Origin of the sequence: Gorillibacterium sp. CAU 1737 (assembly GCF_039888655.1) — a bacterium.
Taxonomy (GTDB): Bacteria; Bacillota; Bacilli; order Paenibacillales; family NBRC-103111; genus Gorillibacterium.
The window spans coordinates 347,145-369,278 of sequence record NZ_JBDQQO010000002.1 but is presented as its reverse complement, the minus strand read 5'-3'; the positions used below and the strand labels follow the sequence as shown (position 1 = coordinate 369,278).

The 22,134-nt window shown below is 56.0% G+C and carries 22 protein-coding genes; 16 read left to right on the top strand and 6 right to left on the bottom strand.

What is annotated here, in order from left to right; all coding sequences use genetic code 11:
- The first annotated feature begins 84 nt into the window (after positions 1–84).
- The 11 genes from pduL to AAFN83_RS06110 all read left to right on the top strand — a co-directional run bounded on the left by pduL (position 85) and on the right by AAFN83_RS06110 (position 8,143).
- A complete protein-coding gene (gene pduL / locus AAFN83_RS06160) occupies positions 85–654 on the top strand; it encodes a phosphate propanoyltransferase (RefSeq protein WP_347767917.1) in 570 nt (189 codons plus the stop codon).
- 224 nt (positions 655–878) lie between these two features.
- On the top strand, positions 879–2,432 hold the full coding sequence (gene miaB / locus AAFN83_RS06155; RefSeq protein ID WP_347767915.1) for a tRNA (N6-isopentenyl adenosine(37)-C2)-methylthiotransferase MiaB: 1,554 nt from the start codon (positions 879–881) through the stop codon (positions 2,430–2,432).
- The gene (locus AAFN83_RS06150) at positions 2,425–2,820 is read left to right on the top strand and encodes a YlbF/YmcA family competence regulator (RefSeq protein ID WP_347767913.1); all 396 of its coding nucleotides are present in this window, start codon (positions 2,425–2,427) and stop codon (positions 2,818–2,820) included. The genes miaB and AAFN83_RS06150 overlap by 8 nt, the downstream gene beginning before the upstream one ends.
- Before the next feature lie 151 nt (positions 2,821–2,971).
- On the top strand, positions 2,972–3,778 hold the full coding sequence (locus AAFN83_RS06145) for a hypothetical protein (protein WP_347767911.1): 807 nt from the start codon (positions 2,972–2,974) through the stop codon (positions 3,776–3,778).
- Positions 3,779–3,867: 89 nt separating this feature from the next.
- Positions 3,868–4,419 carry an RNA polymerase sigma factor SigY gene (gene sigY, locus AAFN83_RS06140; RefSeq protein WP_347767909.1) on the top strand — a complete coding sequence of 184 codons (552 nt, stop codon included), beginning with the start codon at positions 3,868–3,870 and terminating at the stop codon, positions 4,417–4,419.
- Positions 4,403–4,786, top strand: a complete 384-nt coding sequence (locus tag AAFN83_RS06135) for a YxlC family protein (RefSeq protein WP_347767908.1) — start codon at positions 4,403–4,405, stop codon at positions 4,784–4,786. Before sigY ends, AAFN83_RS06135 begins: the two co-directional genes overlap by 17 nt.
- The gene (locus tag AAFN83_RS06130; RefSeq protein WP_347767906.1) at positions 4,783–5,055 is read left to right on the top strand and encodes a sigmaY antisigma factor component; all 273 of its coding nucleotides are present in this window, start codon (positions 4,783–4,785) and stop codon (positions 5,053–5,055) included. The genes AAFN83_RS06135 and AAFN83_RS06130 overlap by 4 nt, the downstream gene beginning before the upstream one ends.
- A gap of 13 nt (positions 5,056–5,068) precedes the next feature.
- Positions 5,069–5,284: a PLD nuclease N-terminal domain-containing protein gene (locus AAFN83_RS06125; RefSeq protein ID WP_347767904.1), complete on the top strand. Its 216-nt coding sequence runs from the start codon at positions 5,069–5,071 to the stop codon at positions 5,282–5,284.
- Entirely contained in the window at positions 5,284–6,198 is a 915-nt protein-coding gene (locus AAFN83_RS06120) for an ABC transporter ATP-binding protein (RefSeq protein WP_347767903.1), read from the top strand. Before AAFN83_RS06125 ends, AAFN83_RS06120 begins: the two co-directional genes overlap by 1 nt.
- On the top strand, positions 6,195–6,992 hold the full coding sequence (locus tag AAFN83_RS06115) for an ABC transporter permease (RefSeq protein ID WP_347767902.1): 798 nt from the start codon (positions 6,195–6,197) through the stop codon (positions 6,990–6,992). The genes AAFN83_RS06120 and AAFN83_RS06115 overlap by 4 nt, the downstream gene beginning before the upstream one ends.
- Before the next feature lie 101 nt (positions 6,993–7,093).
- Entirely contained in the window at positions 7,094–8,143 is a 1,050-nt protein-coding gene (locus AAFN83_RS06110; RefSeq protein ID WP_347767901.1) for a hypothetical protein, read from the top strand.
- Here AAFN83_RS06110 and AAFN83_RS06105 read toward each other — a convergent pair.
- A complete protein-coding gene (locus AAFN83_RS06105; RefSeq protein WP_347767900.1) occupies positions 8,115–8,666 on the bottom strand; it encodes a GNAT family N-acetyltransferase in 552 nt (183 codons plus the stop codon). The two genes, AAFN83_RS06110 and AAFN83_RS06105, sit on opposite strands and share 29 nt — an antisense overlap.
- Positions 8,667–8,697: 31 nt before the next feature.
- Positions 8,698–9,597 (bottom strand): DMT family transporter, encoded by a 900-nt coding sequence (locus AAFN83_RS06100; RefSeq protein ID WP_481810485.1) that lies wholly within the window; start codon positions 9,595–9,597, stop codon positions 8,698–8,700.
- Between the two features lie 488 nt (positions 9,598–10,085).
- On the opposite strand from AAFN83_RS06100, the gene AAFN83_RS06095 reads away from it, so the two are divergent.
- Both AAFN83_RS06095 and AAFN83_RS06090 read left to right on the top strand, forming a co-directional pair.
- Positions 10,086–10,748, top strand: coding sequence for an SGNH/GDSL hydrolase family protein (locus tag AAFN83_RS06095; protein ID WP_347767896.1), 663 nt, complete (start codon positions 10,086–10,088; stop codon positions 10,746–10,748).
- 361 nt (positions 10,749–11,109) lie between these two features.
- A complete protein-coding gene (locus tag AAFN83_RS06090) occupies positions 11,110–11,505 on the top strand; it encodes an immunity 22 family protein (RefSeq protein ID WP_347767894.1) in 396 nt (131 codons plus the stop codon).
- Between the two features lie 404 nt (positions 11,506–11,909).
- Here the strand turns inward: AAFN83_RS06090 and AAFN83_RS06085 are convergent, their stop codons facing one another.
- Both AAFN83_RS06085 and xerS read right to left on the bottom strand, forming a co-directional pair.
- Entirely contained in the window at positions 11,910–13,202 is a 1,293-nt protein-coding gene (locus AAFN83_RS06085) for an MFS transporter (protein ID WP_347767893.1), read from the bottom strand.
- Between the two features lie 170 nt (positions 13,203–13,372).
- Complete coding sequence (gene xerS / locus AAFN83_RS06080; RefSeq protein ID WP_347767892.1) at positions 13,373–14,452, bottom strand: tyrosine recombinase XerS; 1,080 nt, start codon at positions 14,450–14,452, stop codon at positions 13,373–13,375.
- 155 nt (positions 14,453–14,607) lie between these two features.
- On the opposite strand from xerS, the gene AAFN83_RS06075 reads away from it, so the two are divergent.
- Positions 14,608–15,816, top strand: a complete 1,209-nt coding sequence (locus tag AAFN83_RS06075) for a CapA family protein (RefSeq protein ID WP_347767891.1) — start codon at positions 14,608–14,610, stop codon at positions 15,814–15,816.
- Between the two features lie 160 nt (positions 15,817–15,976).
- Here AAFN83_RS06075 and AAFN83_RS06070 read toward each other — a convergent pair whose 3' ends face one another.
- Both AAFN83_RS06070 and AAFN83_RS06065 read right to left on the bottom strand, forming a co-directional pair.
- Positions 15,977–16,234: a GlsB/YeaQ/YmgE family stress response membrane protein gene (locus tag AAFN83_RS06070; RefSeq protein WP_347767889.1), complete on the bottom strand. Its 258-nt coding sequence runs from the start codon at positions 16,232–16,234 to the stop codon at positions 15,977–15,979.
- 339 nt (positions 16,235–16,573) lie between these two features.
- Positions 16,574–18,550, bottom strand: coding sequence for a stalk domain-containing protein (locus AAFN83_RS06065; protein WP_347767888.1), 1,977 nt, complete (start codon positions 18,548–18,550; stop codon positions 16,574–16,576).
- Positions 18,551–18,713: 163 nt separating this feature from the next.
- Between AAFN83_RS06065 and hrpB the strand changes: the two genes are divergently transcribed.
- Both hrpB and AAFN83_RS06055 read left to right on the top strand, forming a co-directional pair.
- Positions 18,714–21,236, top strand: coding sequence for an ATP-dependent helicase HrpB (gene hrpB / locus AAFN83_RS06060; protein ID WP_347767887.1), 2,523 nt, complete (start codon positions 18,714–18,716; stop codon positions 21,234–21,236).
- 41 nt (positions 21,237–21,277) lie between these two features.
- Positions 21,278–22,099 (top strand): AraC family transcriptional regulator, encoded by an 822-nt coding sequence (locus AAFN83_RS06055; RefSeq protein ID WP_347767886.1) that lies wholly within the window; start codon positions 21,278–21,280, stop codon positions 22,097–22,099.
- Positions 22,100–22,134 lie beyond the last annotated feature (35 nt).

Here is a 22,134-nt window from a genome sequence, read left to right as displayed (position 1 = left end):
TTGATCCCTGCATGGCCAATACGGGGCCGGTTTTCGAGCCATTTGAAGATGAGAGCCCTTATTATCCAAGGAGTGAAGAAAACGATGAAACAAGTTCCTGTCGGTGTATCTGCACGACATATCCATGTGAGCCAGGCAGACCTGGAAACGCTGTTCGGACCGGGTGCCGAGCTGCACGTCATGAAGGACCTGTCCCAACCGGGGCAATATGCAGCGGAAGAAACCGTTGCCGTCATCGGCCCGAAGGGCAAGTTCGACAAGGTTCGGATTCTCGGACCGGTTCGCAAGGCAACCCAGCTTGAAATCTCCCGTACCGATTCCTTCGCCATCGGCGTGAAGGCACCGGTTCGCGAATCCGGCGATACCGCTGGAACGCCCGGCATCAAGATTGTAGGACCGGCTGGCGAAGTCGAAATCTCGGAAGGCGTCATCGTGGCTGCCCGCCACATTCACTTCCATACGAGTGATGCCGAGAAGTGGGGCATCCAGGACAAGCAAAAGCTGAGCGTCCGCCTGAACACCGAGCGTCCGCTGATCTTCGAAGACGTGGTAGCCCGCGTGTCGGACAGCTTTGCTCTCGACTTCCATATCGATACGGATGAAGCCAATGCAGCGGGTGCGAAGACCGGCGACTTGGCTGAAATCATCGGCTGAGAATGAGGGAATGCCTTCGTGAGAAGGTGTTCTGCAGATGAATGGGCACCAAACCAAAGGAGCTGCGTGTGAACCCCATACGCGGCTCCTTTGGTTTTTAATAGACGGTCGTGAATAGCCATGCCCATTCGCAAGGCTTCCTTTCCGTATGGTATAATACATCCATATGTTCTTGAAGAGTGGCTATTAGCTTAGCTAAGAACGAGTAAGGATGTGTCATCTACATGGACAAAGAACAAAAGGACTTTTCCAAGTATTTCGACTTCTCAGATGCGAAGATTGTGGCGGAAGCGGAGGGGAAAACCACCTACCGAATCAAAGGCCGCAATGTGCAGATCAATTCACGCCCAACATATAAGGAAGGCAAGCGCCGCGGCAAAGAAGCGGTGGAGGTGCACTACGATTTCGACATCCCGGAACCCATGCGCAAGGCGGGGGAAGGCAAGCTGTACCATTTGACCACGTACGGCTGTCAAATGAACGAGCACGATTCCGAGACGATGCGCGGACTGCTGGAGGCCATGGGCTACCAGCCGACCGAGGATCGGCGGGAAGCCGATCTCATCCTGCTCAACACCTGCGCCATCCGCGAAAATGCCGAAGATAGGGTGTTCGGCGAACTGGGCCACCTGAAGCACCTGAAGACCGAGAAGCCATCGCTGCTCCTCGGGGTGTGTGGCTGCATGTCGCAGGAAGAAGCGGTAGTTGGACGCATTATGAAGACGTACCCCTTCGTCGATCTCATCTTCGGAACGCATAACATTCATCGGCTTCCGGAGCTGCTCCGCGATGCGATGTTCAACAAAGAGTTGGTCATTGAGGTTTGGTCAATGGAAGGGGACATCATTGAGAACCTCCCCAAGAAGCGCGAAGGCGTCAAGGCTTGGGTCAACATCATGTACGGCTGCGACAAGTTCTGTACGTATTGCATCGTTCCCTATACACGGGGCAAGGAGCGCAGCCGCCGTCCAGAGGACATTCTGGCGGAAGTCCGTGATCTCGCCCGTAAGGGCTTTCAGGAGATCACCTTGCTCGGTCAGAACGTTAACGCATACGGCAAAGACTTTGAGGATCTCGACTATCGTTTTGGGGATCTGATGGATGACATTCACAAGATCGACGTCCCGCGGGTTCGGTTTATGACCTCGCATCCGCGCGACTTTGACGATCACCTCATCGAGGTGCTCGCCAAGAAGGGCAACTTAATGGAACACATCCACCTGCCCGTCCAATCCGGCAGTTCGGATGTTCTCAAGAAGATGAGCCGCAAATACAACCGGGAGCAGTACCTGGAGCTTGTGCGAAAGATTCGCGCAGCGATACCCGATGTGGTGCTCTCAACCGATATCATCGTCGGATTCCCGGGTGAAACCGATGAGCAGTTTGAAGACACCCTGTCCCTCGTTCGAGAGGTTGGCTTCGACAGTGCTTATACCTTCATCTACTCGCCGCGTGCCGGGACTCCGGCTGCAGGAATGGAAGATACGATTCCAGAGGAAACGAAGAAAGAGCGGCTCTACCGCCTGAACGACACGCTGAATGAATTCAGCCGCATCGGCAATGAACGGATGAAGGATCAGGTGGTGGAGGTATTGGTGGAGGGAGAAAGCAAGATGAACCCGGACATTCTCTCCGCACGGACCCGCTCGAACAAGCTCGTTCACTTTGCGGGACCGAAGGAGCTGATCGGCAAGCTCGTCACCGTACACATCACCGATCCGCAAACATGGCTTCTAAAAGCAGAACTTATTGAGGAGGCGGTGTTGCGTCATGCATGAAGAGGATAACCGCCCGGAGGGCGACAAAGTCGGACGTGAGGAAATTCTGAACAAGGCTCGCGAGCTGGCTGCGATCATCGCTCGTTCCGAAGAGGCCGAAACCTTCCGAAAGGCAGAGGCGAAGATTGATCAAAATGGGCATATTCAGACGCTCATTAACGCCATTAAGAAAAAGCAAAAAGAAATCGTAGCCTTCGAATCCCTTGGAAACACGACCATGGTTGGCAAGATCGATCAGGAGATCGCCGTTCTTCAGAAGGAACTGGACGATATACCACTTGTTCGGGAGTACCAGCAGCTTCAGGTGGACATGAACGATCTGCTGCAATCCACGGTGGGGGCAGTCAAGGACATCGTCTCGGCTCACCTTGAGCTGGAACGAAGCTAAGACGGAAGCGGCGCTCGCCGCTCGGGATACTCCCGAGTGAGCGGCGCCGTTTTTTGATGAGTTGCAAAGCCAGGGCTGTATCCAAAGAAGACCGAGAAGCGTCTACTTCGGTAGAGTAGATCCCCACGGCATTCGATGAAGGAGAGAGAACATGCGAATTTCAACTGCCCTTGCCCACCTGAAGGAGAAGAGCTCGCTTGGAAAGTCTTTTGCTTATATTGCGCTTGGCTTACTGCTGTTGGGACTTATCCTGTGGACGATCCTGAAACCCGGGGAACCTGAGATCGATCTGCCCACTCAGTATACCTATGAAACCTTCCAGGCAACCAACGGCCTTGTTCTGCATGCCCTCATAACCGATCCAGAGAATATCCGCCTGGAAGCCATTGAACAAAACCTGCTGGACCTTCCTCGCTATGGCATGAACGGGGGGTTCTTTTATGAGAGCAGCCTGCTCAGCATCGCCGTTAATGACGGGCAACCGGTGATCGGCAAGCCGGGCGGGTATGGATCCGGCTGGAGCAATGTCAAATACGCTCGCGGGACGCTTGTCTGGGACCGGGAAAGCAAGAAATTTTCCGTGCAAGTGGTCACGAGCGCAGACAAGCTGACGGTCACCCAACCCGAACGCTATTGGGCGCAGGGAGGCATCAGCATGAACCTGCAGGCAGGTGAGAGCTGGCATACCCTAGCGGAAGCGGAGCATATGCCGGGCATCGACAACTTGCATATGAGAACGGGATTGGTATATACCAAGGACGGGCAGCTTCAGCTACTGGTAACCAACGATTTGTGTACGGCAGGCGACTTCCGAGCGGCAGTGCTGGAGTGGGGCGGAGAGACGTTCGTGGACGGCATTTTCCTGGACGGAGACGGCTCTTCCCAATTGAAGGCCAAGGAAGTAGAACTGGCCGGTGACCGGCGTCTGGTCAGGCAGATGATTCGCCTGATTCGCTAGAGCGTGGCATCAAAAAAATAATTCAGCGTGAACGAAATTAACCGGTTCGACGTCTCATTCAGCAGACAGGAAGGGAAGGGGGAGGACGAGTGGATCTGGAACGCCAGCTTATGGAGCGCGCCCAAGGCGGCGATATGGATGCCCTCGCCGAACTTCTTCAAGAGCATTATCGCTTCCTGTATCACTACTTGCTCAAAATCACCTTGAACCCGGATAAAGCTCAGGATTTCACCCAGGACACCCTTTTGCGCTCGGTGGAGAAGATCCATACGTTTGATGGGCGGTCCAAGTTCTCGACCTGGCTGATCACGATCGCGACCCGACTCGTCATCGATGCCGATCGCAAGCGCAAGAGAGAGTGGAGATTCCTGCAGCGGCAAGCGAAGGAGCAGGAAGATTCCTCGCGGCTTCTGCGCTGGAGGCTGGAGAGTCAAGGAGCGGAATGGACGGATGTTCTGGAGGGGCTGTCAACCTTGAAGGAAGAGCAGCGATTCGCTGTCGTCTTGAGGCATTATTATGGATATTCCCAGCAGGAGATTGCCGCTATCACCGGTGTTCCGGAAGGAACGGTAAAATCGCGTGTGCACCTCGGTTTGAAAAGTTTGCGGAAGGAGCTGACCACCCATGACGAAGAATCCTGAACATCAGGAGCCCATGCCGAAGAAGCAAACGGTTGAATTATCCTCATCTCTGACGGAGGAGGAACTGTTGAGTCGCCTTGTGAAGGATCTGACTCGGGTGGAGGAGTCCTTGCCTGCGAACGTTCCGGACCTCCGCAACCTTCAAGCGATGCTATCCGCCGAGAAAGAAGCGGTTCGCCGTCGCTCCTTAAGTGAGCTGGTCGGCTTTGTCTTCGCTGCAATGACGATCGTCGGCGGGTTTTTCCTCCTTCTCCTTCATGCGACAGCTGTGTTGATCCCTATTCAGATTGGAGCCATGGTCGTACCGCTTCTTTTGCTTCTCTGGCGAAATGGGGCCAGGGGCCGCCGAAGGAAGGCGAAGCCATGAAGACGGTTCTGGACTGGTTGATGACTCCTTATCCAACCGAAGGGAATGGCTTGGCGCTGTGGGCATGGCTCTTCCTCGCGGCCATCTTGCTTACTCAAGGAATCTGGCTCTTTCGAGATGCGAGGAAGCGCGGCGCTTGGTATTGGTTCTGGGGCTTATGGGGCTGCATTCAGGCCCCGACACCGCTCCTTGTGTACTGGCTTACCGTCCGGGGTGGAGCAAGGCTGATCCGAACGTGGTTCCGACGGTTCAAACGGAACCGAACCTAAGGAGAGATGCCGAATGAAAGAGTGGAACGATATGCTTGGCTTTGATTGGCGGCTGTTGCTGCCCCTTGTTGTCCTCCAACTGATCTTGATGATCATCGCCGGGCTGGATTTGCTCCGGCAGGACAAGGGGAGGATTTGCGGACCGAAGTGGGCATGGGCGCTCGTCATCGTGTTTGGAGAGCTGATCGGGCCGGTTGTTTACTTTGTAGCGGGCAGGAGGAACGATTGATGGATTCGATCTTGTCTGTCAAGGGACTCTCGAAACGGTATGGCGAGTTCGAAGCTGTCCGCAGCCTCGACTTCGCTCTAGTCAAGGGAAGGGCAACCGGGCTGCTTGGGCCGAACGGGGCGGGCAAGACGACGACGCTGTCCATGCTGAGCGGACTCCTTCCTGCGACATCCGGGAGTATCCAAGTCGCTGGAGATGCAGGGGGAGACCGCCGGGAAAGAATTGGCTATTTGCCGCAGCATCCGGTCTTCTTTAACTGGATGACTGGGCGTGAATATATGAAGTTCGCCGGAGAATTATTTGGGCTGAAGGGGACGAAGCTCCGTGCACGAGCGGGAGATCTCCTCGAACAGCTCGGCCTGGCCGATGCAGCCAGAAAGCGAATCGGCAGCTACTCCGGCGGGATGAAGCAACGGCTGGGCATCGCCCAAGCGTTGATTCATCGACCGGAGCTGCTCATTCTCGACGAACCGGTATCGGCGCTCGATCCGGTCGGACGAAGGGAATTGATCGACCTCCTTCAAGGAATCAAACGGGAGACGACCCTGCTCTTCTCCACGCACGTGCTGCACGATGCGGAGCAGCTGTGCGACGACATCCTGATCCTCAACAAGGGGGAGCTCGCCGTACAGGGACAGCTGGCCGAGCTGCGCCGCCTTCACGGCAAGCCGCACCTCACCGTTGAATCGGAGGAATCCCTTGTTGAGTTCGCCGAAGCGGTAAGGCGCAATCCAGCGATTCGGCGGATTGAACTGAGCGAGGATCAACGCAGGCTTGTCCTAGAGGCGGATCACGTGGCTCAGGCAAGGGATTATCTTTTCGCCGAGATCGCTCAACGGCGCTTGCCCGTACAGCGGTTTGATGCGGCGAATGCCTCGCTCGAAGCGCTCTTCTTGGAGGTGGTCGGCGCATGAGAGGATGGAGCGTACTCTTTCGCAAGGAGTGGCGGGAATCCCTCCGCAACTTCAAGCTGATCTGGATTCCGTTGGTCTTTCTCCTGCTCGGTGTGGCCCAACCCGTTACGTCCAAGCTGCTGCCCGATCTGGTCAAACAAGCTGGCAATCTTCCGGAAGGAGCCGTCATGGTGATCCCGGTTCCCCAGCCGATGGAGGTACTGGCCGGGACGCTGTCCAACTACAGCACGGTCGGGCTGCTCGTGCTTGTACTCGCGACCATGGCAGCGGTAGCCGGGGAGCGCAGCCGCGGTGTTACCGGAATGCTGATGGCAAAGCCGATATCAGCCGCTGCTTACCTTAGCTCGAAATGGAGTGCAACGGTTCTGCTGTCCACCGGGTCGCTTGTTATCGGCTATTTGGGAGCCTGGTATTACACCGAGATTCTCATCGGTCCCATCGATGCAGGACTGGCTTTGCAGGGCCTGGCCTTGTACGCTTTGTGGTTTGCCTTCTACTTGACCGTCACCCTGGTGCTGAGCGCCCTTATGCGCTCTGCGGTAGCTGCTGCGGCCATCACCCTGCTCTCCGCGGCCTTGTTGGCGGTGCTGGGATCAAGCTTGCCCCAATGGATGAAGGCAAGTCCCGGCATCCTGACGGCGCGCGCTCAAGAGCTTTTGCTTGGCGGACTCGCTCAGGGAACGGGGGGATCCGTGCTGCTTCCCGTCTGTATAACGGGAATAGGGCTTATCCTGCTTATGGTTGTCGGGATCGCTGTATTCCGTCGGCTCCCCCTGACTCCTCAAGATTCCTAATCGTGAAGCTCAGCATTTGCTTTTCTCCCGGCTCTATGATAAATAGGAAGAAGACCGAACAAGGCCTTTTCCTATCAGACAGGCCGACAAGGAGGATGCTCATGCGATCGGCAGTTTCGATTTTGGTTTTGCTGATGACGATCTCGCTCGTGGGTTGCACGCAAGCTACCCAAGATCATGCGGTGAAGAAGATCAAGCCGGAGCAGCTACAGGTGGACTTTGCGACCGAGCCAGACAAGCTGCTGGTTGGAGACGAGGTTACCATGACCCTCCGACTGAATGGGCCGATCACCTTGTCCGACACCGAGGTCTACATCGAAGTAAAGAAGCTGGTGGACACCGGGAGCGGGGAACGCATTGATTTTAAGCCGATCGCGGAGAATCCGGCAGTCTTTACGGCAAAGGTCACGTTGGACGCAGCCGGTACTTATAATTCGGCGATTCATATCTACAGCCCCGAGGTTCATAAAATGCAGGACGCGGTCTTCTACGTCGAGGAAAAGGCCAGCGCTCAGGCAGGGGATGGAGAGAACACCGCCCTTGCCGCCGCCACCAACGCCATCACCGAGCCCGTTGTTCTGGGGGAAGCATGGCTGAACCGTGAGACCAAAGAGAAGCAGGCGAGCATTCGCCTGCTTCTTGTCAATGGTGTAGAATCCTCTGATCCAAACCCGGGCTCGCTGCAAGGAACCTTTTACAGCGGAGCGTGCCAGCTGGTTTATTCAGAAGGGGACGAGGTGCGGGCCAGCCTTGACTTAGGAGATGACTACACCTTCCGCAAGCTTGAGCTCCCCTTCGAGGTCAAGCTTGACGATTACAACGCCGACGGCTTCCCGGATTTCACAATCGGGCAGTGGATCGGCAGCAACGGAAGCCAGTATTCGCTCTATACCGTGAAGGAGAACCGCATCGAGGAGTTGATTCCAACCCTTTATTCCGCCAGCCGGGAGGAGTCGCATCGGTTTCCGCTGGAGGGCAGCGGATTTCGGAATCTCTATTATGCTATGGAGGGTGAGGCGGGCTATTACAAGACGAATTGGAGCTGGGACGGCAGTGCTTTTCACCGATCAAGCCCTGTCGCGGCGACCGAAGACGAGGTTGCTGCCTTTCAATCTGCTTCCCTCAGTTCTCCTTCGATAGCCTCCCCATGAGGATGGTGTTGTAATAGGCTCCATCCGATAGAAGCTTGTCCCTGCGCAGCAAGCCCTCCCGTTCAAATCCGAGCTTTTCATACAGCCGAATGGCCTTCTCGTTCGTTTCCAGAACGGATAAGGCCATTTTTTTGATTCCGGTCTCGTCTGCCCATGCGATGGACTCGGTTAGCAGATGCTCCCCGATCTTGTGTCCCCAGTAGGCCATGGGAACCCCTACGCCAAATTCCACTTTGTGCGCGAGGCGCTTAAGCTCGCTTCCCTGGCAGCGGGAATAGCCGGCGAGCTGTCCATCGGCGACCGCTACCAGAAACAGATTGCTGTGGGCATCCGCATCGGCTTGGATCAGCTGCGCAAACCGGATCGGGTCGATCACGGCTTCGCCTCGTTCCCGATCCATGAATTCCGTCTCCCCGTCGATTTGAAGGCGAAGGGCAGCGAGAGGAGAGGCATCTTCTTCTTTTGCCGAACGAAGGACATAGTGCAGCCCGCGAACGGTATAAGACTTTTCGGATAGAATCATTAGATCGTCTCCTATCATTTATGGATATTAATCAAGAAGGAGTGGCTTCCACAGGAATATCTGCACTCTGAGAGTGTGTCTTTGCGGCGTCAGATTGGCGGGAGCTGCCCTTGAGGAACACCCAAACCCCCGCCAGCAGCAGGAGACCGGCGATGCCTTGCAGGAGAGAAACCGATTCCCCCAGCAGATAGTAGGCCAACACCGTAGAGCCTACCGGTTCCCCGAGAATGGACATGGATACGGTGGAAGCTCGCAAGTATTTGAGCAGCCAATTGAAAAGATAGTGGCCGAATAACGTAGGCACGGCCGCGAGCAGGAAGAACAATCCCCAATTACGGCTGGAGTAGTCCGTGAACGAGTACCCCATCCCTGCATTGTAGACTCCCAATACTAGGGAGCCGATTAAGAAGACGAAGAAGCTGTAGACAAACGTGGACATCGTCTCCCGAAGCTTGGAGCCGAGAAGCATATGAACGACCACGGCCACGGTGCCCAGGAAGGACAGGAGATCGCCGTACAGATTTTTTGCGGCGAGGCCAAAATCACCCCATCCGATCAGCACCGCTCCGACGATGGCGATGGCCATCCCCAAGATGGCGAGCGGATGATTCCGTTCCCGGAAGGCCCAATAGGAGCCAAGCATGACCAGCACCGGTTCTAAAGCGATGATGGCGGTGGAGCTGGCCACTGAGGTATAGCGGAGCGAGCCCATCCAGAATAGAAAATGCAGCCCGAGCGCAAGACCGGAGACGATGAGCAGAAGCCATTCCCTGGTCGTGATTCGGCGAATTTCCTCCTTATAGCGAAACAGGAAGGGAGAGAGCATCGCACAGGTCATGAGGAGGCGGTACATGCCGATGACGGATACCGGAGCATCTGACCATTTGATAAAGATAGAAGAGAACGAGATGGCGATCACTCCGACGAGCATGAGCAGCCCATAGACGGCGCTGTTTCTCTTAGCGGATGACGTTGAGGAAGAGGAGGTCACGAAGGCAGGCATCCTTTCGGGAAATGATAGCAGGTATACAGCATACCTAGAGCGTGTCTTCTTTAACCCGATCGGCCATGCCTTGGGGTTGAGGACACGCTCTCATCATTATACTCGTGCCGGCGTGATTGTCACGGTTCATTTGGTCTTTTGGACGTCTTCGGGAAATGAAACCATTTCCCAGGCAACCGCACAATCCGAGCCATTTCAATTCCTCTCGCTACGCGCAGCGTTCCAGAAAAACGGACAGACCGACAGAAGTCTCGTTCTTTTTCCAGAAGGTAGATTGAAACAAACTTAGTTTCATGATAAAACAAAGTTAGCGTCAGCCTGAGCGTGCGAAAAACCCAAGCGATCCTTGGGTCGAACCGTTCTTCAAGTTGGTCCGGTGTTATGGCACGCTCCAGAGAAGAGAGGAGAACACAACCATGCTCTTTGCAGATCACGACAAGCTTCTGATGATTGGTGATTCGATAACAGATTGCGGCCGCGCACGTCCGGTGGGAGAAGGGGTCTATGAAGCGCTGGGGAAAGGCTATGTCTCCCTGATCGAGGCTTTGATTGGAGCAACCTATCCGGAGCGCACCATTCGCATCGCCAATATGGGAACTAGCGGCGACACGGTGCGCCATTTGAAGGAACGCTGGGAGACGGACGTCCTTGCGCTCAAGCCGCACTGGCTGTCCATTCTGATCGGGATCAATGATGTATGGAGACAATTCGACAACCCTGCCATGAAGGAATGGCATGTTTATATCGACGAATATGAAACCACCTTACATGAGCTGGTGGAGAAGACGCGGCCTCTCGTAAAAGGGCTGGTGATCATGAGCCCCTTCTACCTTGAGTCCAACGAATCCGACCCGATGCGCGCCACGATGGACCTTTACGGTCAAGCAGCCAAAAGGATAGCCGAGAGCCATGACTGCATCTTCGTGGATCTGCAGGCGGCCTTTGATCACATGCTGAAGCATGTTTATCCCGCTACCTTAACCTGGGATCGCGTCCATCCCAATGCTCCAGGGCAAATGGTCATCGCCCGGGCTTTCCTGAATGCCGTCGGCTACGAATGGGATCGCTCGGCTGACTGAGGGGACGGGTGAAGGTAGCACTGCTCCTAAACCAGGTTTACGCCAAATGGTTCAACGATTTAAGTGTAGAAGAATTTGAATTAGCTTGGGCTATTCCGAATTTAAGGAGCATTATCGAGGATAGAATTCGTTATCCTGGTGGATTTCATGAATGGTACTAAGTTTCCCGTGCTCCTATCCACCAGGGAAACATGGTTTTGATGGTTCAGGAGCTGCACACAAGAGAACTATTGGAGATTATTGATGATTCTTTTGATTGTGATACATTTAAGAGAAAGTTGCGTAACTGGGCGCAATAGGTTAAAAGGTGGATTAGGTTCTTTACCCGAGGGTTTACAATAAATGAGGAGGGTAGTAATAGGTGAATAATCCTGGCGCTGTATCAGTATGGTTAGGGAATTGTAAAAGCGAAAATATCCTAAGAGATTATGTCGATATAAAATTTGATAATAATGGAAATAGAATTCCATCAAAATTTATGAATGACTTTTCACTTGATTTTATTAATTATAATCAAGATTTGCTAGAATGGACTTTTGTTGAAACCGCTACCTCTTCCTTATCAAAACTTTTAAATAATGCGTCTTACTCTGATGCAATCATAAGTGAACTAATAGACTTTTATGGTGATGAATTATCAGATGAATATAATGTAGCCATAAGATTATATGATTTTGAATACGAAGAAGCTGTTGAGGAAGCAATGCTAGACGGTAAGAAACTATCTTTTATAGGCTCTGTGATGTACGAGGAATGACCCGCCATTTAACGAATAACACGTATAACCCATGTAATACGCCACAATCGAGCTAGCCGCCCGTGTTGTGGTCTTTTTTTTGTCTCATGGCGCTATCGCGGCGGCTATTTGGGACAGCCCCAAATCCCCTCTTCTACGAGTATTATCACCGGAAGCTAGCGGAAGGCAAGACAAAGAAGCAAGCCTTCATATTCGTCATGCGAAGAATTGTAGCATCATCTACAGCGCCTTCTTTATTCCCCAGTTTAAGATTACAACTGAGCGAATGGTTTGTTCATGGCTTGACCAAGTGCGGGATTGCCAACACGCCTTAACGATAACACAACACCTCCAGCTCGCCTTTCCGATTGATTCGGAAGGGCGCTTGTCTGGAGGTGTTGTGTTGTTTGGGGTAGAGAAAGTCACTACGCGGAGAGATTCTTCTTCCTCGTCAAGAAGCGCTGAACGACGGGCAGAAGAATGATCAGCAGCGTGAGCGCTCCGAAGGTACGAGCGATGCTGGACACGACCAGCATGGCGTCCAGATCAATCCATTCGTAGAGCTTCATGCCGAAGATGGGAGCAACAACGGCGGCCATCTGGGACAGCGTGGTGTAGAAGGCAATGGCCTTCTGGCGGGAAGGAGGCGGCAGAAGCTCAAGTTGCCGGTTGAAGAGCGACTGTGTGAAGCCGGCCGTGACGAATGCGCCGAGAAGGTCCGCGATGTATACGGCCTTCATGGAAGAAGCAAAGATCCACATGAGCGGATTGCATGCAATTCCGAGTGCGGAGAGAAACAGGGTAAGCGCGTTGCCCTTGCGGTCGGCGATCCGCAGCCAGAAGCGAAACCCGAGCAGGGAGCCGATGGCGGCGGCAACCGTGTCAATGCTGATCTGGCTGTTCGTGGCGTGAAGCATGTCCACCTTCACCTTCGTGAAGACCGGCCACGCCATCATCCACGTAAAGGAGAAGATGACGGCTGCGGCACAGAACAGGTAAAAGTCGCTGCCTGCCTGAAATTGAAAGGTTCGGGCGAAGGCTTTCAGTCGCTCGGAAGCCGTTGCCCGCCGCGGGTTCCCCGAGAGGACTGCCGGTTCATCCATGCACGAGCTGCCTGCATTCTCACTCGGGACATACAGCTTGATAAAGTAGAAGCATTCAATCAGGCCGCAAGCAGTTCCCAGAATGAACGCGGTCTGGTACCCGACCGGAAAGGAATAATGATCGATATACCAGCCTGCGATGAGAACGATGCCCATGCCGACGAAGCTGGAATAAACATTGCGCTGGGCGAATACCTTGTTTCGGTATTGCAGCGGAATGAGCTCTCCCATTATGGCTTGCCAGCTCACGGTAGAGATTGTGTTCGCAGCCGTGTACAAGCCCACGAGCAGAATGAGCAGCTTCACCTGGCTGCCCGAGAAGATCGGCAGCAGCGCCATGAGCGGGAAGCACAATCGACTCGCGAGCATGATACAGGCGGCGATCCGTTTTTGCTTACGGAAGCGTGCGATGATGGCGGATGCCGGAAGCGTCGACAGAATCGTCAGCAGGGCCGGGATGGAATTCAACAAGGCATAATCGGTGTTCGTAGCCCCGAAGCGAGCCGCTATGACGGGGAAGAACGGAACCGTAAAGTTAATGCTGGACGTGGAAGCGATGCCCATGTTCAGGTTACGGCGAATGTTTTGACGCAAACAACGATAAGAGGGGTCCATGATGGATGATGGCCTCGGCTTTCACGCATAGGGATTGGAAAAACACAAGCTTCATTGTAACGCACGGCCTCTTTTCGCGCATCCTGGGAATTGTGAACGAATGATGACAATGAAAGGGAATCGTCGGGAGGCCCTGCGGGATTGCACAACTCTTCTCTCGAAGGAAACGTCTATTCTTTGCGGTTGTCGATCGCATCCGACATCGTTTTGTCCGTCAAGTGAGCATAGATTTGGGTGGTGTCAGGAGATGCATGGCCCAGCTGCTCTTGCGTGCGGTACAGATCATTTTGCAAATAATAATCCGTGGCGAAGGAATGCCGCAGCTTGTGAACGGTTAGATAAGGCTTGCCAAACCGTTTGGCGTATTTGATCACCATCTCCTGAATGGCGCGCCGGGTCATTCGCTTCCCGTCCTTCTGCCCGTTGGGAACGGTGAGGAAGAGCGCTTTTTCTTTTTTGGGAGCGTGGTAGTGCGTGGATCGCTGCTCCAAGTATTGAGTCAAATCCTCAAGAGCGCTTTCCCGGAAGTAGACGGGGGTTTTGAAGGTGTCGTCATTTTTCCCCTTGCGGTAGACATGCAGAGTCTTTTTCTTCAAATCGAGGTCATCTCCGTTGAGGTTGACCACCTCCGAGACGCGGAGTCCAGAGTTCAGAATCAAGCTGACGATGCATGTGTCGCGAATCCGGTTCAAATGGTAGGCGTACAAGGCTTGCTTGTTTCCCGCAATGTCTTCTTCAAAGCCGGTGCGGATGTAGGCGATAAACTCGGCGATCTCGGATTCCTGGAGCAGCTTGCCCTCCAGCTTTGCCGCTGTATCTTTGGGCCGATGGGTTCGCTTGATCTCCACCTTCGCCATCACATTGCGCTTCAAGAGGGGATAGAAGTCGTCGTCCTCGGCAATTTGACTCAGGTAATGAAACAAGGAGCGCAGAGAAGACAGCTTGCGGGAGATGGTGGTCTTCGTGTTCGCTCCGTCCTTCTTGGATGCGAGAAACATACGAAAATGATCAATCGTCTCCATATGCAGCCGTTCCAGAACCTCCAAAGGCACGTCCTGCATGCGTGAAGCGTCGGTCAAGCCTTCCGCCATCAAAAAGTGGAAGAAGGTTTCGTAATCCCGGGTGTATTCCAATAGAGAGGAAGGGGACAAGTCAGGCAGCTTGTACATGAGGAACTTTTCCACATACCAAGGCATGAGGGGAATGCGTTTCTCCAGTTCTTCGCGGTCCTTCGCTTTGATGATGTTCATGGGGCACCTCGCTGCATCATGGAAAAATGGGGAGTCGCCTCTTATTGTACAGGATGCCGAGACTGCGGGGAAGCACGAGGGGAACAGAGGGGACTGTTCGGAAGTGGGTTATGGGAGTACAATGGGAACCGAACTAGAAAAAGAGGGGTCATGAAATGAAAAAAAGAGTTCACAAAAAGCGTTGGGCGGCGGGGCTCATGCTCATGCTGGCAGCAGCCCTAACGGGGTGCAGTTCTTTAGCCGGCCCAACGGAATCGTCCGCACCGATATCCGCTCCGGTTGAGTCTCCTTCTGCGGAAGCCTCTTCGGCACCTGTATCAACGCCGGAGCCATCTGTTGCGGAGACCGAGACCCGGTTATCGCTCGTTGCGATTGGGGATGTCCTCATTCATTCATCCGTTTGGAAGGATGCCAAGCTGGCCGAGGGCGGGTATGACTTTAAGCCGATGTTGAAGACCGTGAAGGAAAAGCTGGAGAACGCGGACATTACCTTTGCCAACTCCGAGAGCATCATCGGCGGTGAAAGCCTGGGCTTGTCCAGCTACCCGGCCTTCAACAGCCCTCATGAGGTTGGGGATGCCTTAAAGGATGCCGGGGTGGACGTGGTTTCGATGGCCAACAACCACACCTTGGATTTCCGGGAAAAGGCCATTCTACAGGCAGCCGATTATTGGGAGAAACTTGGCATCCCCTTTGCTGGAGCCAATCGGAACGCAGAGGAACGAACCAAGATTCGGATTGTGGAGCGCGATGGGGTAAAGGTAGCGTTTCTAGCCTACACGTATGGCACAAACGGCATTCCGATCCCGCAGGGCAAGGATTATCTGGTCAACCTCCTGGACCGGGATCAGCTTACCGCCGACATTCGCCAGGCGAAGCAGGAGGCAGATGTGGTCGTGGTGAGCATGCATTGGGGCATCGAATACGCGCAAACCCCGAACGAAGAGCAGCGCCAGTGGGCCCAACTCGCAGCGGATGAAGGAGCGGACGTCATTCTGGGCCACCATCCCCACGTTCTCCAGCCGGTGGAATGGGTGGAGGGCAAGGACGGGCACCGGACACTCGTCTTCTACTCCTTGGGCAATTTCCTCGCGGCTCAGGAGCAAACCAATCCTCCTTACCGTCAAATCGGGGCAATCGCCCGCATGGAGCTTTGTGTGAAGCGTTCGTCCGCTGGTACGGAAGTAACGGTAGAACAGCCTAGCATGCTGCCGACTTACATCCAATTCCGTAATTGGAAAGGCTATCGGGTCGTTCCGCTGAGTCAGGCGTCAACCGAGATCCTTCCGAACAAGAGCCGGTATGAGCAAGAGATGAAAAAGCTGCTGACCTCGCTTATGCCGGAGCTGACGGTCGAGGAGTAGCCCCATACCTGCTTAACCCAAAAGAAGGCTTCCGTCAGTGGTGAGGACGGAAGCCTTCTTTTTGCTTTTCTCTTTTTTACCGATTGGTCAAAGGCCTGACGGCAGGACAGGCAGGACCCCGCTCGGTTCTATCCACTCCGGTTGCTTCTTCTTCGAGCGATTACGCTCGATTTCGTCCCATGGAGCGGAGAATCAGGCTGACGATAAACACCAGCACGACAGCTCCGATCAGTGCAGGGACGAGGTAGAAGCCACCCATGTTCGGGCCAAAGTTGCCGAGAATGAGGCTTCCCAACCAGGCTCCGATGAAGCCTGCGATGATGTTGCCGATAATCCCGCCGGGAATGTCACGCCCCATGATGAGGCCTGCCAGCCATCCGATAATCCCGCCGATAATGAGCGACCAAATAAATCCCATGGTAGGTTCCTCCTTTGTCTGTGTTGCGTTTTGTTTTGGTATAGCTTACTTGGTGATGGTAAGTATTAACCGGACCGATCCGATGCGAAACAGGAATTCTCAGGAAATGCGAAGAGCACAATCGGACCCGTTTTCTTACCGGTGTCTGTAGTATGGGCATTTCTTCCGTCTGTTATGCATGAGGCTAGAGAGAAGAGAGCACTGGACTTACCTCTTTTGAGTTTCTTGGGCGTAACAAGATCGGGCGGGAAAACAAAGCTGCCCCGATCAAGGAAGAACCTCGGGTCGGGGCAGGATTCGCGTGGCTTTTATTCGTTTGGTTTCGTACCTTCAGATGAGTTAGGGATGATAGACCTTTGCCGCATCACGGCTGGGCAGCGGCAGGAACAGGAGGTTCACGGGAAGGTTGGACCCCAACCCTGTCATGAATGTGATCTCCACGTCCTCATCCTGATTCCCCGTCCGGTAAAGGACACAGACCTGGTTCGGATTGGTCAGCATGCTTTCGTCGGTGACGGAGACGACTTTGCCGTTCACTTCCGTTACCCCGGCGAACAGGCCGCCGCGGGCATTCATGGCGATCATGGTGTTGGCTTTGACCTTAAGCTTGGCTCGGTACAGGATACCGTAATTGCCGCCGCTGTTCTCGATGCGATCGGTCAGCATGTCAACCCCAAACATATACGGGTCACGCTTGTTGTCACCGTACAGGATGCGGTCAGCTACTTCCCCGAGGGTCTGTTTCACGTAGAAGGTCCGGTCTGCTCCCATAAAGGTTCCGCGCACGTGACCGTCACGCGGGAGAGCTTTCAGGGTAGGAAGCGTCTTGAGGGGATCATCGCCGTCCTTGATCACGAATGCCGTGAGGCGCACCGGCGAGGTCGTGTGGAGGTCCGCATGAATGGAAAGGACATCCTTGTAATTCAGGGCTACAGAGCCGATCGAAGGCATGATGATCTTGGTTTCTCCCGGCTTCAAGACGGTCTCCGTCTCGGTTCCCGTCAGGCGGTTCTCGAAGTAGCGGGCTGCCGCCACTTTCCCCGTATAGGCTCCAACCGGATTAGGGCCGGCTTTGCCCGTTGCTCCCAGGGTGACGGTCTCCGTGGTCTTGCCTTCATTGGTAGCGGCGAGGAAAATGCGAAGCGGCTGTTGAATTCCGCTTTCGTGATAGATGAACATGCTCAGGTTGCCTTCCTGAGAATCGCTGTAGAGAATCCCCGGCTCCATAATCTTCTCGGGGCTGTCCGAAATCATGAGCACCCGTTCCGTGTCGGAGTATTGGTAAGGAACGTCGGTCATCTTCAGCACGCTGCTGCCGACGATATCAAACTTTTTGCCGACGGGGGTGAACATGAGGTTGAACTCATCCTTCGTGTACATAACGTCGGAGGTAACCGTTACAATCCGGCTGTAATCCGAGGACAAGCCGTGCTTGTCGGTTACACGGAGCGTAATGAGGTGCTCGCCTTCCTCAAAGAAGGCCGGGTTGTTATTGGTCCACTCCGTCTTCGTAATGGCGTCTTCATCATCGGTGGACATGTCCGTCAGGGTGACAGGCTCCCCGATCTGATAGGTAGTCTTGTTGGTTTCAAAGTAAGCGACCGGCGGTTGGTTTGGCGGTCTTACCTCGAAAGTAACGGTGTAAGGCTGGCTCCAGCCCCCCGTCATGTCGTATACCTCGCGAGTGACGGTGTAAATGCCGGCTTCTGGGAAGACGGTTTCATTGCCGCTCCAGCGCTCGTCAAGGATGCGGCTCGGATTGATGGACTTGCTGTCATAGCTTACCGCCGTTTGGGTCGCATAGATCACCTTCGGGTTCACGACGAAGTCGGCAGTCGCTTTCTTTTGTCCCCAGGAGAGGGTGATCGTTTTGCCGGAAGCAGCGAGCTGAGACCCGGTAGCATTGGCCCAAGCCCTTACGGGAATCATGGTTACTCCAGACTTCTCATAAACCTTCCCAAGAAAAGTCGAAGCTTTGCCATCGACCTTGTAGCTTGCTGTACCGGACTTGAAGCGAATCTCTTTGCCATCTCCCCGTACGACGGCTTCCTTCGTCGTGCTGTCGAAGCTTACGGTGTATCCGTAACGGGCGGCAAGGGTTTTCAACGGGGCATAAGTGACTCCGGAACGCAAGGTAGTCGGCAGAGCGGACGAATAGGTGGTTCCATTCACCGTAACTTTTGACTGGTTGAGCGTGAGGGTCATTATGTACTCGGGTACAATGCCCGCAGCAGTGGCAGGTAGGCTGGATAGCAGCAGGGACAGTAGCATGAGGGCAGGCAAGGCACGTTTGAGGAATCTGGCTGTAACGTTCATCATACTCTCCTTTTTGTCAATTAAGATGGATGATTGAGGAAATGAAGCGACACTGGATAGACGAATACGGGAAGAAAAAGTTGCGTTTTTGGTAAAATTCCATCAAAGTGATAGACAAGATGGCGACCGTCTTTCATTATAACGGTTGCTTTAGGGTGGAGGGATGATCGTGTCGGCCATGCCGATTGAACCGGTGCTGCCGGAGGTGCGCCGCATACTCCGCGAGCACGGAATGGGGGTGCTGGTGGCGCCTCCCGGAGCCGGGAAGACCACCTGCGTGCCTTTGGCTCTCTTGCAGGAGCCTTGGCTAGCAGGCAAGAAGCTCCTCATGCTGGAGCCCAGAAGATTAGCTGCGAGAAGCGCAGCTCGCTATATGGCAGCACAAAGGAAGGAACCCGTAGGAGAAACCATCGGCTATCGCGTACGTAATGACACCCGTACAGGTCCGAAGACTCGGATCGAGGTGGTGACCGAAGGGGTACTCACCCGCATGCTGCAGGAAGACCCGAGCCTGGATGGCATCGGGGCGGTCTTGTTTGATGAATTTCACGAGCGGCACCTGCAGGCCGACCTCGGTCTGGCGCTCTGCTTGCAGACCCGCGAACTGTTCCGGGAGGACCTCCGGCTTCTGGTGATGTCTGCTACGCTAGAGCCGGAGCCTGTCGCTCAGCTTATGGGCGGCGCGCCCGTGCTCGTGAGCGAAGGGAGGTCCTATCCCGTTGAAACGGTGTATGCCGATCGCTCGACGGGCCATGAATTCGGCGCGTTGGAAAGTGCTATGACCCGGACCATCCTTTCGGCGCTTGACCGCCACTCCGGGGATGTGCTCGCCTTCCTGCCCGGAGTCGCCGAGATCCGCCGAACCGGAGAGCGGCTAAGCGGGGCACTCGCTGACGGGCGAAGATCGGGTATTCAGCTGGCCCCCCTTTATGGGGATTTGAGCGCGGAGGAGCAGGACGAAGCCATCGCCCCGCCTCCGCCTGGGCTGCGTAAGGTCGTCTTAGCGACCTCGATTGCGGAGACGAGCCTAACGGTGGAGGGCATTCGCATCGTCGTGGACAGCGGGCTCATGCGCGTTTCGCGCTTCTCCCCTCGCACGGGCATGACCCGCCTCGACACCGTGGCGGTGACGCGGCCGGCGGCTGATCAGCGCCGCGGGCGCGCGGGCCGCGTGGCGGAGGGCGTCTGCTACCGGCTGTGGACAGCCGAGGAGGACGCCCGCCTCGCCTCGCGAAGCACGCCCGAGCTGCTGGAGGCCGACCTCGCGCCGCTGGCGCTGGAGCTGGCCGCTTGGGGCGTCCAGGACGCGGCGGAGCTCGCGTGGCTGGACGTGCCGCCTGCGGCCGGCCTGGCGCAAGCCCGCGAGCTGCTGCAGCAGCTCGGCGCGCTTGACAGCCGCGGCGCGCTCACGCCGGACGGGCGCCGCATGGCCGCGCTCGGCCTGCACCCGCGCCTCGCGCGGCTGCTGCTGGCGGCGCAGCGGCTCGGCCTGGGCCGCGTTGGCTGCGCGCTGGCGGCTCTCCTCGGCGAGCGCGACCCGTTCCGCGGCGGCCGGGAAGCCGGCTCGCCCGAGGCGGACCTGCGCCCGCGCGTCGCCGCCGTGCTGCGCGCGCGGAGCGGGCAGGGCCCGCTCGGGCGGATCGCCGCCGAGGCGGAGCGGCTGGCCCGCGCGCTCGGCCTGCCCGCCGGGAGCGCGTCGGCGGCCGCCCCGGCAGGCTCGGAAGAGGCGAGCGGGCTCTTGCTCGCCTTCGCGTACCCGGACCGGATCGCCGAACGGCAGGAAGGCGGCCGCTACTGTTTGTCGGGCGGCCGCGGAGCCGTTCTCGCCGGTCCGCAGGTGCTCTCCGCCGCGCGCTACCTGGTCGCGGCGGACCTGGACGGCCAGGGGAGCGATGGGCGCATCCGCCTGGCCGCTCCCCTGACGGAGGCGGAGATCGCGGAGCATGCCGCGGATTTGATCCGCGAAGAAGCCGCGATCTATTGGGACCCGGACGCGGAGGCGGTTCGCGCCCGTAAGCGCCGCCTGCTCGGCGCGCTCGTGCTGCGCGAGACTCCGCTCGCGGACCCGGACCCCGAGCAGGTGACGGCCGCGCTTCTCGCGGGCATCCGCCGCCTGGGGCTCACCGCCCTGCCCTGGACGAAGGGGGCTCGCCAGTGGCTGGCCCGCGTCCAATTCGTCCGCTGGCACAATGCCAGCTGGCCCGATGTCTCCGAGGAGGGACTCCTCGCTACGCTGGAGGAATGGCTCGCTCCGCACCTGAACGGGATGAAGAGTCGTACCGACTTGTCCCGGCTCTCGCTGCAGAGCGCATTGGAATCGCTTCTCCCTTGGGACAAGCGGCGCGCTTTGGAAGAGCTGGCCCCTACGCACCTGAGTGTCCCAAGCGGTTCCTGGATTCCAGTCGACTATTCGAATCCCGAAGCGCCAGCGCTGGCCGTGAGGCTGCAGGAGCTGTTCGGGTTGACGGATACCCCGCGCGTTTGCGGCGGCCGCGTCCCCGTGGTGCTGCATCTTTTATCCCCCGCTCAGCGCCCTGTACAGGTCACCCGCGACCTGGCGAGCTTTTGGGCGAACGGCTATTTTGAGGTAAAGAAAGACCTGAAGGGCCGGTACCCCAAGCACTACTGGCCGGAGGATCCGATGGAGGCAGTGCCGACGAATCGCGTTCGCCCAAGACCCTCCTGACCGAATCAGCTTGCCGCTATCAGCAGAAGGGAGAGGGTCCGATGGACCGGATGTCCTTTTTGATTTTGACCGAGCAGGAAACCCAGCTCCCGGTCTATACACGCAGTGTCGGGCATTGGGATCATCAGGAGAAGACGGTGCGCAAGGAAGGCTACCCCTCCTTTCAATGGCTTTATTGCAGCTCGGGGGTTGGAACCCTTCGGGTTAGGGGGGAGGAACTGCCCGTCACTCCGGGAACCGGAATGTTCCTCTATCCGCATGAGCCCCATGAATATGAGGGACTGGAACCGTGGGAATTGGACTGGATCACCTTATATGGGTCGCAGGTAGAGCCGCTTGCCCTGCTGGCAGGTCTCACCGAATCCGGGGTCTACAAGGTTCCTCACCCGGAGCCGCTGCTCGCCCACCTTCGTCATGCGCAGGCGATCGCACTCTCCAATCGCCCGCTGGTTGGGCTGGAGTGCTCCAAAGCGGCCTACTCGCTGATGCTGGACTTAACCCGCTATTTGAGCCAGGGGTCGGGGGCCATCCAGGAGAGCGGCTCCGATCGCTTGCAGCCTGTATTCGATTATATGGAGACGCATTACGCCGAGACGGTCACCCTGGAGGAGCTGGCAGAGGTGATCGGCGTGTCAGCCAAGCACCTGTGCGTCCTCTTTCGGCGGTCGATCAAGCTGCGGCCGATGGAGTATTTGAATTTGCTGCGCATCCGCAAAAGCAAGGAGATCATGCTCCAGGAGCGGACCGTCACCGTGAAGGAAGTTTCTCGACGCGTCGGCTTTGAGACTCCCGGGTACTTCAGCTTGCTGTTTAAGCGCTCGGAAGGGACGACGCCGGATTTATTTCGCAAATGGAACGGGTAGAGAAGAAAGAAAAACCGATAGAAGGAAGGTGTTTG

Bases quoted from the DNA above. Each gene is read 5' to 3' on its own strand.
- AAFN83_RS06070 (WP_347767889.1), bottom strand. From the start codon at position 16,234: ATGGGATTTATTTGGTCGCTCATTATCGGCGGGATTATCGGATGGCTG.
- AAFN83_RS06055 (WP_347767886.1), top strand. From the start codon at position 21,278: ATGGACCGGATGTCCTTTTTGATTTTGACCGAGCAGGAAACCCAGCTC.
- AAFN83_RS06130 (WP_347767906.1), top strand. From the start codon at position 4,783: ATGAAGACGGTTCTGGACTGGTTGATGACTCCTTATCCAACCGAAGGG.
- hrpB (WP_347767887.1), top strand. From the start codon at position 18,714: ATGATCGTGTCGGCCATGCCGATTGAACCGGTGCTGCCGGAGGTGCGC.
- AAFN83_RS06085 (WP_347767893.1), bottom strand. From the start codon at position 13,202: ATGGACCCCTCTTATCGTTGTTTGCGTCAAAACATTCGCCGTAACCTG.
- AAFN83_RS06145 (WP_347767911.1), top strand. From the start codon at position 2,972: ATGCGAATTTCAACTGCCCTTGCCCACCTGAAGGAGAAGAGCTCGCTT.
- AAFN83_RS06115 (WP_347767902.1), top strand. From the start codon at position 6,195: ATGAGAGGATGGAGCGTACTCTTTCGCAAGGAGTGGCGGGAATCCCTC.
- AAFN83_RS06125 (WP_347767904.1), top strand. From the start codon at position 5,069: ATGAAAGAGTGGAACGATATGCTTGGCTTTGATTGGCGGCTGTTGCTG.
- AAFN83_RS06095 (WP_347767896.1), top strand. From the start codon at position 10,086: ATGCTCTTTGCAGATCACGACAAGCTTCTGATGATTGGTGATTCGATA.
- xerS (WP_347767892.1), bottom strand. From the start codon at position 14,452: ATGAACATCATCAAAGCGAAGGACCGCGAAGAACTGGAGAAACGCATT.
- pduL (WP_347767917.1), top strand. From the start codon at position 85: ATGAAACAAGTTCCTGTCGGTGTATCTGCACGACATATCCATGTGAGC.
- AAFN83_RS06065 (WP_347767888.1), bottom strand. From the start codon at position 18,550: ATGAACGTTACAGCCAGATTCCTCAAACGTGCCTTGCCTGCCCTCATG.
- miaB (WP_347767915.1), top strand. From the start codon at position 879: ATGGACAAAGAACAAAAGGACTTTTCCAAGTATTTCGACTTCTCAGAT.
- AAFN83_RS06150 (WP_347767913.1), top strand. From the start codon at position 2,425: ATGCATGAAGAGGATAACCGCCCGGAGGGCGACAAAGTCGGACGTGAG.
- AAFN83_RS06120 (WP_347767903.1), top strand. From the start codon at position 5,284: ATGGATTCGATCTTGTCTGTCAAGGGACTCTCGAAACGGTATGGCGAG.
- AAFN83_RS06100 (WP_481810485.1), bottom strand. From the start codon at position 9,597: ATGCTCGTCGGAGTGATCGCCATCTCGTTCTCTTCTATCTTTATCAAA.
- AAFN83_RS06075 (WP_347767891.1), top strand. From the start codon at position 14,608: ATGAAAAAAAGAGTTCACAAAAAGCGTTGGGCGGCGGGGCTCATGCTC.
- AAFN83_RS06135 (WP_347767908.1), top strand. From the start codon at position 4,403: ATGACGAAGAATCCTGAACATCAGGAGCCCATGCCGAAGAAGCAAACG.
- AAFN83_RS06110 (WP_347767901.1), top strand. From the start codon at position 7,094: ATGCGATCGGCAGTTTCGATTTTGGTTTTGCTGATGACGATCTCGCTC.
- AAFN83_RS06105 (WP_347767900.1), bottom strand. From the start codon at position 8,666: ATGATTCTATCCGAAAAGTCTTATACCGTTCGCGGGCTGCACTATGTC.